Annotated in this window: 11 protein-coding genes; 10 read left to right on the top strand and 1 reads right to left on the bottom strand. The window is 68.9% G+C overall.

Going from position 1 to position 12,978, the window contains the following annotated elements:
* Nucleotides 1–295 precede the first annotated feature (295 nt).
* The 4 genes from ACFYWM_RS39425 to ACFYWM_RS39410 are packed head-to-tail and all read left to right on the top strand — an operon-like array spanning nt 296 to nt 4,098.
* The gene (locus tag ACFYWM_RS39425; protein ID WP_389925271.1) at nt 296–1,426 is read left to right on the top strand and encodes a spermidine/putrescine ABC transporter substrate-binding protein; all 1,131 of its coding nucleotides are present in this window, start codon (nt 296–298) and stop codon (nt 1,424–1,426) included.
* Nucleotides 1,423–2,307, top strand: coding sequence for an ABC transporter permease (locus tag ACFYWM_RS39420; protein WP_389925268.1), 885 nt, complete (start codon nt 1,423–1,425; stop codon nt 2,305–2,307). The genes ACFYWM_RS39425 and ACFYWM_RS39420 overlap by 4 nt, the downstream gene beginning before the upstream one ends.
* Nucleotides 2,300–3,073, top strand: a complete 774-nt coding sequence (locus tag ACFYWM_RS39415; RefSeq protein ID WP_389925265.1) for an ABC transporter permease — start codon at nt 2,300–2,302, stop codon at nt 3,071–3,073. The genes ACFYWM_RS39420 and ACFYWM_RS39415 overlap by 8 nt, the downstream gene beginning before the upstream one ends.
* The gene (locus tag ACFYWM_RS39410) at nt 3,073–4,098 is read left to right on the top strand and encodes an ABC transporter ATP-binding protein (RefSeq protein ID WP_389925262.1); all 1,026 of its coding nucleotides are present in this window, start codon (nt 3,073–3,075) and stop codon (nt 4,096–4,098) included. The genes ACFYWM_RS39415 and ACFYWM_RS39410 overlap by 1 nt, the downstream gene beginning before the upstream one ends.
* Here ACFYWM_RS39410 and ACFYWM_RS39405 read toward each other — a convergent pair.
* Nucleotides 4,092–4,700, bottom strand: a complete 609-nt coding sequence (locus ACFYWM_RS39405) for a TetR/AcrR family transcriptional regulator (RefSeq protein WP_389925260.1) — start codon at nt 4,698–4,700, stop codon at nt 4,092–4,094. The two genes, ACFYWM_RS39410 and ACFYWM_RS39405, sit on opposite strands and share 7 nt — an antisense overlap.
* A 126-nt stretch (nt 4,701–4,826) precedes the next feature.
* Between ACFYWM_RS39405 and ACFYWM_RS39400 the strand changes: the two genes are divergently transcribed.
* From ACFYWM_RS39400 to ACFYWM_RS39375, 6 genes are all read left to right on the top strand, one after another.
* On the top strand, nt 4,827–6,098 hold the full coding sequence (locus ACFYWM_RS39400; RefSeq protein WP_389925257.1) for a glycosyltransferase: 1,272 nt from the start codon (nt 4,827–4,829) through the stop codon (nt 6,096–6,098).
* Nucleotides 6,099–6,130: 32 nt separating this feature from the next.
* Entirely contained in the window at nt 6,131–7,537 is a 1,407-nt protein-coding gene (locus ACFYWM_RS39395) for an aminobutyraldehyde dehydrogenase (RefSeq protein WP_389925254.1), read from the top strand.
* 197 nt (nt 7,538–7,734) lie between these two features.
* Nucleotides 7,735–10,743 (top strand): nitrate- and nitrite sensing domain-containing protein, encoded by a 3,009-nt coding sequence (locus ACFYWM_RS39390; RefSeq protein ID WP_389925251.1) that lies wholly within the window; start codon nt 7,735–7,737, stop codon nt 10,741–10,743.
* Nucleotides 10,740–11,162 carry a roadblock/LC7 domain-containing protein gene (locus ACFYWM_RS39385; protein WP_030906232.1) on the top strand — a complete coding sequence of 141 codons (423 nt, stop codon included), beginning with the start codon at nt 10,740–10,742 and terminating at the stop codon, nt 11,160–11,162. Before ACFYWM_RS39390 ends, ACFYWM_RS39385 begins: the two co-directional genes overlap by 4 nt.
* 9 nt (nt 11,163–11,171) lie before the next feature.
* Nucleotides 11,172–11,570, top strand: a complete 399-nt coding sequence (locus ACFYWM_RS39380) for a DUF742 domain-containing protein (RefSeq protein ID WP_389925247.1) — start codon at nt 11,172–11,174, stop codon at nt 11,568–11,570.
* Between the two features lie 7 nt (nt 11,571–11,577).
* Entirely contained in the window at nt 11,578–12,117 is a 540-nt protein-coding gene (locus tag ACFYWM_RS39375; RefSeq protein WP_329091233.1) for an ATP/GTP-binding protein, read from the top strand.
* The last annotated feature ends 861 nt before the right edge of the window (nt 12,118–12,978 follow it).

The raw sequence follows: 12,978 nt of genomic DNA, 5'->3' as shown, positions 1-12,978 counted from the left end.
AGAGTGGTGATCGGTGCGGGGAGCGGATGGAATCGGCGCACGTCGAATGGGGCCGGTGCATCGCAGGTCAGAGCCTCGACGAGCTCGGTGGTCCGCCCGTCGCCGGCTCGGGGCACGGTGTCGAGCCGGTCCCAGATTGAAGCAGGATTTAACAAACGGACCAAACTTTCCAGGGGTGATGTCGGGGGAAGTCTTGCTCAAGTTAATGTTGACTGCAACACTCCTGCTTTGGTCTGCCGTGTCTCCCAACGGCCGGTCTACCCCAATTACACTGAATTCTGAAGGAGTAGCGGCCGTGTCCCGCACCCGGTACACCCGTCGTCTTCCGGTCGCCGCCCTGGTCGCCGGTCTCGCGCTCGCCGTCTCGGCCTGTGGCGGTGAGGCCGCGGACACCTCCGCCGCCGCGCCCGCCGCGAGTGCCTCGGCGGCGCAGCTGAACCCCAACGCCGACCTCTCCAAGCAGAGCGTCGCCATCTCCGTCTGGGCGGGCTACACGCCCGAGGACCTGCCCCAGCGGATCAAGGACAACCTGAAGACCACCCTCAAGGTGACGGAGCACGCCACCAACGAGGACATCATGGCGAAGCTCACCGCCGGCGCCGACACCGGTCTCGACGTGGCCTTCGTCTCCGGCCAGTACGCCCAGGCCCTCAACGAGGCCGGGCTGCTGGAGCCGATCCACCCCGAGCTCATCCCCAACCTCGCGAACCTCTACCCCGAGGCCAAGGAGCTGTCCTACGACAAGGGCAACGTCTTCTCGGTCCCCTACACCTGGGGCACGACGGGCATCTGCTACCGGACCGACCTGGTGAAGACCGCGCCGACGAGTTGGAACGATATTCTCGACCCGCCGGCCGAGGCGCTCAAGAAGGTCACCATGATGACCACCGAGCGCTGGCTGGCGCTTCCGGCCATCAAGGCGCTCGGCTACTCGGTCAACACCAGGAGCGACGAGGAGATCGCCAAGGTCAAGGAGAAGCTCCTTGAGGCGAAGCCGAAGCTGCTCAGCTACGACGACACGACCTTCGGCGAGAAGCTCAAGACCGGCGAGGCCGTGATGGTCGAGGCGTGGGACGGCTGGTGCCCGACCACCGAGAAGAACATCAAGTTCGTGATCCCCAAGGAGGGCAGCGACCTGTGGGTTGACACCATGGTCGTGCTGAAGTCCTCCAAGAACAAGGAGGCGGGACACGCCTTCATCAACTACATCCTGGACCCGAAGGTCCACGGCTGGGCCGCGGAGAACATCCTCTACAAGGTCCCGAACAAGGCCGCGATGGACGCGATGGACGCCAAGCTCAAGGCTGACAACGCCCCGCTGCAGATGACGCCGTCCGACCTGCTCAAGGGTGAGTCGATCATCGACCTTGGCGAGGACTCGGCCAAGTTCAGCCGGCTCGCGTCCGAGGTTGCGACGAAGCAGTGACACGTTCCACCAGCGTTTCCGGCGCGTCCGCGAGATCGCGGGCGCGCCGGTCGCGTGCCCTGGGAAGGATCGTCTTCCTGGGGCCCGGCCTGACCTATCTGCTCGTCCTCCTGCTGGTACCGCTCGCCCTGCTCATCAGCTTCACGATCTTCCGCAGGGGCCGGTTCGGCGGGGTGGTCTACGAGGTCACGGGCGAGAACTTCACCCGGCTGTTCGACCCGCTCTATCTCGAGGTCCTGCTCGGCTCGCTGAAGCTGGCCACGATCGCCACGCTGATCGCCCTGCTGGTCGGCTACCCGACGGCCTACCTGATCGCCCAGCTCCCGCGGAAGTGGAAGACGATCGCCCTGGTGGCGATCGTGCTGCCGTTCTGGACCAACTTCCTGGTCCGCATCTACGCCTGGATCATCCTGCTGAGCGGCCCCGGCCTGGTCAACACCACCCTGATGGACCTGGGGCTGATCGACAAGCCGCTGGAGCTGCTCTACAACCAGGGCACCATCGTCACCGGCCTGGTCTACTCGTACCTGCCGCTGATGGTCCTGCCGCTGTACGCGGCGATCGAGAAGCTCGACCCGCAGCTGCGCGAGGCCTCGGCCAACCTCGGCGCCTCACCGGCCCGCACGTTCGCGTCGGTGACGCTGCCGCTCACCCTGCCGGCCGTGTTCACCGGCTGCCTGTTCGTCTTCGTGCCGAGCTTCGGCAACTTCATCATCCCCGAACTGCTCGGCGGCGGCCGTTCCATCATGGTCGGCAACCTGATCAGGGACCAGTTCCTCAAGGCGCGCGACTGGCCGTTCGGATCCACCCTCGCGCTGGCGCTCATCGCCGTGCTGATCGTCCTGCTGCTCCTGCAGGCCTGGAGTGCCCGACGTGCGTAGACCACGCCTGCTGTACGTCCCCTTCTGGGCGGCCTACGCCTTCCTCTACACGCCGATCCTCGTGCTCGTCGTGATGTCGTTCAACGCCGGCGAGTCCCCCTACATCTACGAGGGCTTCAGCCTCGACTGGTACGGCGTCCTCGCCCAGAACGAGAAGATCCGCGAGGGGCTGGTCAACACGCTCGTCGTGGCGGCGGGCTCCACCGCGCTGGCCACGGTGCTCGGCACCCTGCTGGCGGTGGGCCTGGCCCGGCACACCAGGTCGCGGGCGCTCGACGCGCTGGGCGTGCTGCCCGCGGTCCTGCCCGACCTGGTGCTCGCCATCGGGCTGCTGGTGTTCTACGCCACGATCAAGTCGACCCTCGGCCTGCACTCGGTGCTGCTGGCCCACACGGTGTTCGGCATGGCGTTCGTGACCGCGGTGGTCCGCACCCGGCTCACAGGAGCCGACACCTCCCTGGAGGAGGCCTCCAGGGACCTGGGCGCGACGCCGTTCACCACGTTCCTGCGGGTCACGCTGCCGCAGCTGGCGCCGGGCATCCTGGCGGGCGCGCTGCTGGCGTTCACCCTCTCGATCGACGAGTTCGTCATCGCGTACTTCACGGCCGCGCCCACCACGCCGACCCTGCCCATCGTCATCTACTCAATGGTCCGCTTCGGGGTCACCCCCGAGATCAACGCGCTGGCCACGTTGCTGCTGCTGGTGAGCTTCACCGCGGTGATCGTGACCCAGCGGATGACCCGACTGACGGAGTCGCTGTCCTAATGCTGAAGATCACAGGTGTCAGCCGCCGGTTCGGCGACGTCACGGCGCTGTCGGACGTCTCCCTGGAGATCCGGCAGGGCGAGTTCTTCGCGCTGCTCGGCCCCAGCGGCTGCGGCAAGACGACGCTCCTGCGGATCCTGGCGGGCTTCGAGTCACCCGACGAGGGCTCCGTCACGCTCGACGGCGCCGACCTGCTCGGCCAGGCGGCCCACCGCCGCCCGGTCAACCTGATGTTCCAGTCGTACGCGCTGTTCCCGCACATGACCGTCGCCAAGAACGTCGCGTACGGCCTGGAGCGGGAGAAGGTGGGCAGGGCGGAGGTCCGCCGCCGGGTCGGCGAGGTGCTGGAGAAGGTCGGGCTGGACAGCATGGCCGGGCGCAAGCCGCACCAGCTGTCCGGCGGCCAGCGGCAGCGGGTCGCGCTGGCCCGCGCGATCGTGAAGCGGCCGCGCCTGCTGCTGCTCGACGAGCCGCTGTCGGCGCTGGACAAGAAGGTGCGCGCGGAGATGCAGCTGGAGCTCAAGCGGCTGCAGAACGAGGTCGGCATCACCTTCGTCGTGGTCACCCACGACCAGGAGGAGGCCATGTCGCTCGCCGACCGGATCGCGGTCTTCAACGCGGGCTCGGTCGAGCAGGTCGACGCCCCGGTGGAGCTGTACGAGCGCCCGCGCACCCCGTTCGTCGCCGACTTCGTGGGGGCCAACAACATCTTCCCCGGCAGGGCCTGCTCGGTCGGCCTGGCCAGTGACGGGCTCGGCGTGCTTCCCGGGATCTCGACCCTGCCCGACGGCACGCCCGCGCTGCTCGCGGTGCGGCCGGAGCGGCTCAGGATCGGGACCGAGGGGGTGCTGCGCGGCGAGGTCGTCGACGTGAGCTTCTTCGGCGGCGTCTCGCACGTGTCGGTCCAGGTGAGCGGCCGTCCCACGCCCCTGCTGGTGGCCACCCCCGGGGCCACGCAGGTGCGGGCGGGCTCCCTCGTCGCGCTCGGCTGGGCGGACGGCGACGGGGTGCTGATCCCTCAATGAGAAGACTTCAGCGGGTTGTTCGTCGCGGTCCTGGCGTAGTCGAGGATGAGCTCCGCCGCCTCCTGCGCGCCGATCACCGGGTGGCGGGCCGTTATGCGGTAGCCGTAGGCGTCCTCCAGCGCCACCAGGTTGCGGGCGATGGGCAGCGAGTCGCCGGAGAGCCTGAAGGTCTCCAGCGCGGCCCCGGTGTCGAGGATGCTCTGGTAGAGGGAGACCTGACGGTCGTAGAGCGTGGTCAGCAGCAGGGCGTACATCCTGTTGCGGGGCGCGGCGCCGCCGAGCTCGTTGAGCAGCCGCACGTCCGGGTCGTCCGGGCCGTGCGGCAGCCCCGAGCGGATGGTGACGACGAGCTTCTCCGCGGGGTCGCGCATGCCGCTGATCCGCTTGAGCCTCTGCTCGTAGAAGCGCTCCATCCCGGCGTGGTGGGCGTCGACCAGCAGCTCGCTGAGGCGCGGGTAGTGGTACAGGACCGCTCCGGAGGTGAGACCGGCCTCCTCGGCGACGTGGTTGAGGTGCACCCCCTCGGTGCCGTGCCTGATGATCGCCCGGTGTGCGGCCGCGATGAGATCCAGGCGCCGGTCCGCCCGACCCTTGCGCGTCATATTTCCCCGCTCGTTGAGAACCACGCTCTGTGCCGGGGTCCATAGTGACCGTTTCCCGGTGTTTTTGCCACCCAAGAATTGAACCATTCTTCAAAAGCCGCAACTCCCTAGACGCAAGGAGGCGTGATGTCCCTCACGATCCTGTTCATGCCCGAGAGTGCCTACGGGCCGACGAACAACTGCATCGGCATCGGTGACATTCTTCGTAAGCGCGGACATCGAGTCGTTTTCGCAGCTGAGGCCTCCTGGAAGGGGAAATTGACGGCCCTCGGATTCGAGGAGGACCTGGTCGATCTCGCGCCGCCGTCCGAGGAGGAGCAGGACGCCGGGCAGTTCTGGAAGGACTTCATCCGGGACACCGCCCCCGAATACCGCAAGTCGACCCTGGAGCAGCTGGAGACGGTCACCAAGCCGATCTGGGACGCGCTTATCGACGGCGCCAAGTACTGCGAGCCTCAGCTGAAGGCGATTATCGAGCGCGTGCGGCCGGACGTCATCGTCGAGGACAACGTCATCACCTTTCCGGCGCTGCTGACGGCGGGCAAGCCGTTCGTGCGGATCGTCTCCTGCAACCCGCTGGAGGTACGCGGCGAGGGCGTCGCCCCGGTCTTCTCCGGGCTGCCCGCCGACGACCGCTCCGAGTGGGGCGCCTTCGAGGCCGAGTACGACCGCACCCACCGCGAGATCTGGACCGCCTTCAACGAGTGGGTCGTCGAGCAGGGCGCCCCCCCGCTGCCGGACCTGGACTTCATCCACGAGGGCGACCTCAACCTGTACGTCTTCCCGGAGATCGCCGACTACACCGACGCCCGGCCGCTGGGCGACTCCTGGCACCGCCTGGACTCCTCGGTGCGCGAGACGGAGGGCGGCTTCGAGCTCCCCGCGTCGCTGGCCGGGCGGGAGGGGCCGCTGGTCTACTTCTCGCTGGGCTCGCTCGGCTCGGCGGACGTCGCCCTCATGCAGCGGGTCATCGACGTGCTGGGCACGACCCCGTACCGCTTCATCGTCTCCATGGGCCCGCTGCACGAGGAGATCAAGCTGGCCGACAACATGTGGGGCGCCGAGTTCGTCCCGCAGACCAAGATCATTCCGTTGGCCGACCTGGTCATCACGCACGGCGGCAACAACACCACCACCGAGGCGCTGCACTTCGGCAAGCCGATGATCCTGCTGCCCCTGTTCTGGGACCAGTACGACAACGCGCAGCGCATCCACGAGCTGGGCTACGGCGTCCGCCTGGCCACCTACACCTTCTCCGACGAGGAGCTGACCGGCGCGCTGGAGCGGCTCCTGGGCGACACCGCGCTGCGCGAGCGCCTGGCGGCCGCGGGTGAGGAGATCCGCGGTCGCGACGGCCTGCGCAGGGCGGCCGACCTGATCGAGCGGGCGGGCGCCTGACGGCTCCGCATCACCACGACGAGGGAAGTTCCATGGGCAAGTTGATCAATCCGGCGACCGGAGACCTGCTGCGGGAGGTGGCCGACACCCCGATCGAGGAGGTGGCCGCCGCCGTGCGGCGGGCTCGCGCGGCGTTCGAGGAGTGGAGCACGGCGACCCCGGCCGAGCGGTCCAGGGTGCTGCTGCGCTTCGCCGACCTCGTCGAGGCCGACGTCGAGGAGCTCACCCGGCTGGAGGTCATCGAGACCGGCAAGCCCGCGGCGGTCTTCCGCGACGGCGAGCTGCCGTTCGCGGCCGACAACCTCCGCTTCTTCGCCGGCGCGGCCCGCTCGCTGGACGGCACCGGCGCGGGGGTGCTCAGCTCCGGCTACACCTCGGTGCTGGTGCGCCGCCCGGTCGGGGTCGTGGGGTCGATCGCCCCGTGGAACTTCCCCCTGGTCATGGCGGTGTGGAAGATCGGCCCCGCGCTGGCCGCGGGGAACGCGGTGGTCATCAAGCCCGCCCCGCAGACGCCGGGCACCACGCTGCGGATGGCGCAGCTGTTCGCCCGCGCCGGCGCGCCCGACGGTCTGCTCCAGGTCGTCCTGGGCGACGCCGAGGTGGGGGAGGCGCTCGTCGCCGACCCGGGCGTCGACATGGTGAGCGTCACGGGCTCCACCGCGACCGGCCGGGCCGTCATGCGCGGCGCCACCGGCTCCCTGAAGCGGGTCCACCTGGAACTCGGCGGCAAGGCCCCGGCGCTGGTCTTCGGCGACGCGGACCTGGCCGAGATGGCGAGGGGCGTCGCGATGGGCGCCACCTACAACACCGGCCAGGACTGCACGGCCGCGACCCGCGTCTACATCTCCCGCGACGTGTACGACGAGGCCGTCGAGGCGCTGCACGCGACGCTGGCCCAGATCACGGTGGGCGACCCCTGGGACCCGGCCACCGACATCGGCCCGCTGATCTCCGCCGGGCACCGCGACCGCGTGCACGGCTTCGTGGAGCGCTCCGTCGCCGCGGGCGCCTCGGTGCTCCACGGCGGCGTCCCGCTTGAGGGGCCCGGATTCTACTATCCGCCCACCCTGGTTTCCGGCGCCGCGCAGGACAGTGAGATCGTTCAGGGTGAACTTTTCGGTCCGGTCCTCGTGGCGCTGCCCTTCGACGGTGAGGACGAGGCGGTGCAACTGGCCAACGACACCCCCTACGGGCTGGCCTCCTCGGTCTGGTCCAGGGACGTGGCGCGGGCACTGCGCGTCTCGCATCGGCTCGATGTGGGCGTGACCTGGGTGAACGACCATCTACCCATCGCCTCCGAGGCTCCGCACGGCGGGGTCAAGGGAAGCGGCTTCGGCAAGGACATGAGTCAGGAGGCGGTTCAGGAATACTCTGTGACCCGCCATCTCATGATCAAGCACCAGGCTCCGGAGGTGAGGGATTCCTTCCGGCCCGCCTGAAAACTTTGACACCGTATGTCCCTTTTGAGGGGATATGTCGGCACTTACTCCATTCGAAGTGACATAAAGGATGTGCTCAAATTGCTTCCGCCGTTTCCAAATCCGGCGAGGGGTTACGTAGGCCAGTGATGACACAAGACCGCCGGAGCCACCGCGCGTCAGGGGTGGGCAGTCGACTCCTGCCGGCGAACTGGCGCGTGCGTCCCCGACTGGTCGCGCTGATCCTGCTCCCGACCGCCGCGGCCGTCCTCCTCACCGGCCTCCAGCTCACCACGGCCCTGTCCACCGCCGACGAGTACCGCCGGATGAGCGAGGTCGCCACGCTGGTCGAGTCGCTCGGCACCCTCTCCCACGAGATGGCCGAGGAGCGCGACCTCACGGCCTGGTCCATCGCCGCCCGCACCCGTACCAACCTGAACAGGGTCAGGGAGCAGCGTGCGGTGGTCGACCGGAGCAGTGACCAGGCGCTGGCCGCCATCGACGGCCTCGACGAGTCGCAGGCCGCCCGCGTCCGCACCGAGGCCGCCCAGGTCCGCCGCTGGCTCAACGGGCTTCCCGGCCTGCGCAGGCTGATGACCGACGGAAGCGTGCTGCCCCGAGCGGCCCTCGGCATGTACACGCGGATGATCACCGACTTCATCACCCTCCACGACGACCTGGGCCGCAGCGGCGGCGACGAGCGCCTCATCGGAGACGCGCTCGCGCTGGGCGCGCTGACCCGGGCCAAGGAGCAGGTCGCCAGGCAGCGCGGCACCCTCATGGTGAGCTTCCTGGACCGCAAGTTCGACTTCGACGACCCCGCCGACCTCCTCGGCGCGTACCGCAGCCAGCAGAGCGAGGAGAACTCCTTCCGGGCCACCGCCTCCGCCGCCGACATCAAGGGCTTCCGTGACGCGGTCACCGGCCCCAAGGTCGACCAGGCCGACTCCGTGCGCGCCCTCGTCATGTCCCTCATGCGCGAGAACAAGCCGCTGGAGCGGATGGCGGGCCGCACCTGGCCGGTGAGCGCCAACACCTGGTACAGCGCCTCCACCTCGATCGTGGAGGGCATGCGGACCGTCGAGCGCCGCCTGGCGTCCGCGGTCGTCGCCCGCAGCCAGGAGATGGAGAGCGCCGAGCAGCGCAGCGCGGTGATCTCCGGTGCCTCGATCCTGGTCCTGCTGGTCCTGATCCTGCTCATCACCGCCTGGGTGGCCGGCACGCTCGTCCGGCCGCTGCGCAGGCTGCGCAGCGAGGCGCTCGAGGTGGCCGACACCCGGCTGCCCGAGACCGTCCGGGTGCTGCGGGAGTCCGGCGACCACGCCCCGAACGTCGAGGTGCCCTCCATCGGGGTGGCCTCCCGCGACGAGATCGGGGAAGTGGCACGGGCCTTCGACGAGGTCCACCGCGAGGCCATCCGGCTCGCCGGTGACGAGGCCCGCCTGCGCAGCAACATCAACGCGATGTTCGTCAACCTCTCGCGGCGCACCCAGTCGCTGGTGGAACGGCAGATCGACCTCATCGACGACCTGGAGCAGGGCGAGCAGGACGAGGGCCGGCTGGGCAGCCTCTTCAAGCTGGACCACCTGGCCACCCGCATGCGCCGCAACTCCGAGAACCTCCTGGTCCTCGCGGGCCAGGAGCAGAGCCGCCGGTGGAGCGAGCCGGTCCCGCTCAGCGACGTCGTCCGCGCCTCGCTGTCGGAGGTCGAGAACTACGAGCGGGTCAACCTCCGGGTCGAGTCGGGCATCTCGATCATCGGCCAGGCCGTCAACGACATCGTCCACCTGGTCGCCGAGCTCGTCGAGAACGCGATCTTCTTCTCGCCGCAGGACACCAAGATCACGGTGACCAGCAACGGCAACGAGATGGGCGCCGTCATCCTGGCGGTCACCGACTCCGGCATCGGGATGAGCGACGAGGAACTGGCCGAGGCGAACCGCCGCCTGGCCGAGCCCCCCGCGGTGGACCTGTCGGTCTCCCGGCGGATGGGCCTGTTCGTGGTCGGCCGCCTGGCCATGCGTCACGGCATCCGGGTCCAGCTCAGGCGTCCGGACACCGGCGGCCTCAGCGCCGTGGTGCTCCTGCCGGTGCAGGTGGTGGCCCAGTCCACGGCGATGCCCGAGATGGCGCTGTCGGCGCAGGGCATGCCGTCCGGCTCCTTCGGGGGCCCGTCGAGCTCGTTCGGCTCCCTGTCCAGCATGTCTGGCATGTCGGGCCAGGATCCGTTCGCCTCGGTGAACCCCGACCCGTTCGGCTCCGTCCCGAATCCCGACCCGTTCGGGACCGGGGCAGGGGTGGGAGCGGGGGCCGGGCGCGGCAGCCGCCCGCAGGCCGGTCCCGGGGCGCCGCCCGCCCAGGCACCTCCCCAGGTGCCCGCGCCGACCTCGGCGGACCTGTGGTCCGGGCCGGTGGTGCCCGCCTCCGCGGTGGAGGACCTGTGGTCGTCCCCGATGGCGTCGACCGCGCCGCCGTCGTTCCCCTCGGCCTGGCCCGATCCGCCCGCGATCGACCCCTGGACGCCGCAGACGCCCCAGGCGCCGCACCGGCTGGAACCGATGGAGAACACCCAGGCCCTTCCCGTGGTCGAGGTGCCGCCGACGGAACCGGAGCCCGAGGAGTTCCTGCCGATCTTCGCGGCGGTGGGGTCCGACTGGTTCCGCAGCGGCGCCGCCGCCCCCGAACCGGAGCCGGAGCCGGAGGCCGTTCCCGAGCCCGTGGCCGAGGTCAGGCCACGTCCGCTGGAGCAGCGGGTCAGGAGGGGACCGCAGGGGCTGGAGACCCAGAACATCCCGCAGATCACGCATTCCTCGCCGCCGCCCCAGCAACCCCAGCCCCAGCCGCTTCCGCAGCGGGGCCCCCAGCAGCAGGCGCAGCCGTTGCCGCAGCGGACGCCCCAGCCGACGCGCCAGCCCAGGCCGGCCGAGCCCGCGGCCGAGAGGCAGCCGTGGAGCACTCCCTCCGACCAGGGCTGGGCGGCCGCCGAGGTCGCCAAGAAGCCCGTGGAGGGCGGCGTGACCGGCGCGGGTCTTCCCAAGCGGGTGCCCAAGGCGAACCTCGTTCCCGGTGCCGCCTCGGCGGCCCCGGCGGCTCCGGCCCCCCCGATGCCGCCGATATCGGCGGAACGGGTGCGCAGCCGTCTGTCCAGTTTCCAGCAAGGCGTACGGCAGGGACGTGCTGAGATGAGCGAGCGCGCCAACGCCGTCGAGGGAGAGAACCAGCAGTGAACAACCAACTCAGCCAGGCCGCTCGCGGCTTCAACTGGCTGATCACCGAGTTCGTCAAGGAGATGCCCGGAGTGGCGCACGCGGTGATCGTCTCCGCGGACGGGCTCCCGCTGGCCTACTCCCAGGGCTTTCCCAAGGACAGGGCGGACCAGCTCGCCGCGATCACGGCCGGTCTGATCAGCCTCACCCAGGGGGCCTCGCGGGTCTTCGAGGGCGGTCCGGTCGCGCAGACGGTGATCGAGATGCAGCGGGGCCTCCTGCTGACCATGTCGATCAGCGACGGTTCCGCGCTGGCCGTACTGGCCTCGCCGGACTGTGACATGGGCCTCGTGGCCTACCAGATGACATTGCTCGCAGAGCGTGCCGGCCAGGCCCTTACGCCTGCGCTCCGGGCCGAACTGCAGTCGGTTCAGCGATAGGGGGGTGATATGGACGCACCAGGTTGGCGTGGCCCGGAGGAATCTCTGGGTACGTCCCAGGCCAAGAGCGGGCGAGATCGTTTGATCCGTCCGTACGCTGTGACCGGGGGCAGGACCGCTCCCCGGATGCAGCTCGCTCTCGAGGCGCTGGTTTCCTCGGCGACGTTCGCGAGCGTGGATCCCACCACGCTCTCCACGGAATATCAGGCGATCATCTCGTTGTCCCGGCAGGTGCGCTCGGTTGCCGAGCTCTCCGCCCTGTTGCGCATGCCTCTCGGCGTGACCCGGGTGTTGATCGCGGACATGGCGGCCGAGGGCTTGGTGCAGATCCACCAGCCGTCGCTGGATGCGGGTAAGCCGGATCTCAATTTGCTTGAAAGGGTGCTCAGTGGGCTTCGCAGGCTCTGACGCCGGGATGACATCGACGAAGATCGTCGTTGCCGGCGGGTTCGGTGTCGGCAAGACGACCTTCGTCGGCGCGGTCTCCGAGATCATGCCGCTGACCACGGAAGCGGTGATGACGGAGGCGAGTGCGGACGTCGACGACCTCTCGCACATTCCGACAAAGCGCACCACCACGGTCGCCATGGACTTCGGCCGTGTCTCGCTGGACCGCGACCTGATCCTGTACCTGTTCGGTACGCCGGGTCAGCACCGGTTCTGGTTCATGTGGGACGACCTCGTGAAGGGCGCGATCGGTGCGATCGTGCTCGTCGACACCCGGCGGCTGGCCGACAGCTTCCCGGCGATCGACTACTTCGAGGAGGCCGGCCTGCCGTTCGTCGTGGCCCTCAACGGGTTCGGCGGATCGCACGTCCACGGTGAGGAGGAGGTGCGGGAGGCTCTCACGATCTCCCCGCACATCCCCGTCGTCCGGACCGACGCCCGGTCCCGCGACGCCGTGAAGTCGACCTTGATCACCTTGGTCGAGCACGTCCTGACGCTCAGGGTCTGACGTCACGGTGTGGGCCCCGTCCCGGTGGGACGGGGCCCACACCTTTTTGGAGGAGACCCTCACTCCCGCGGAGGGCGGAGACCCTCCGGCCCGGCCGGCCCGTGCTGCCGGCTTTCTCGCGCCGACTTTCTCGCGCCGGCCTTCCCGTGCCGGTACCGGAATCGCCGCATGAGGCGAGCGCTGAAATGCGACAAGGCCGATGAGGGAATTGCGGACAGAATATTCGACCCCTATAGGGTTTCCTTAATTGGGGGAGCCGCGTCCTGTCCGTCGGCGTGGTCCGACGCGTGGGAACGGTGCGGTGTGACGGTGCGTCAGCCTGGCGGATGGACGGCCACGAGCATAGGCGTATCACTTATATCTGAATATGGGGCGTCAATATATTATTCGTGCCCGCCCCTGGCTCATGCCCGTACGCGACCGTGAAGGCTTCGCGCCGGTCCCGGTCGCACCGCTGGTGCCGCCGCGTTCGAACAGGTCGCGCTCGACGTGCGTCCTTGCGGGCGCCTCGTCCTGCGCCCGGAGCCCCGGGCGGCGGTCACCGGCCGCGGGGACCCCGGCGAAGCCTGTGGCGCCCGGTGATGCCGTATTCGATTCGGACCATCCTGCCGTTCGCCGTGAAATATATTCAAACCAGAAATGCGATGACAGAATAGTATAATTCATATTATAGATATCTATGTGCGTTAGAATCCTGTTATCCTCCATGTCGGAGATCGCTTCTTCGTGCCGTGCGACCCTGGGGGATCGATGAGATTACGCTCGTCCATTGAGGTGATCTCAGCGACTTTCACGTTGGGTAGCTGTGTTCGAAATGAGTGAGGACGAGTGCGGCTTTGACGATGTCGCCGATTCTGCTGG

Source organism: Streptosporangium sp. NPDC002721 (assembly GCF_042888905.1).
Classification (GTDB): Bacteria; Actinomycetota; Actinomycetes; order Streptosporangiales; family Streptosporangiaceae; genus Streptosporangium.
This window is presented reverse-complemented; position numbering and strand designations above follow the sequence as displayed.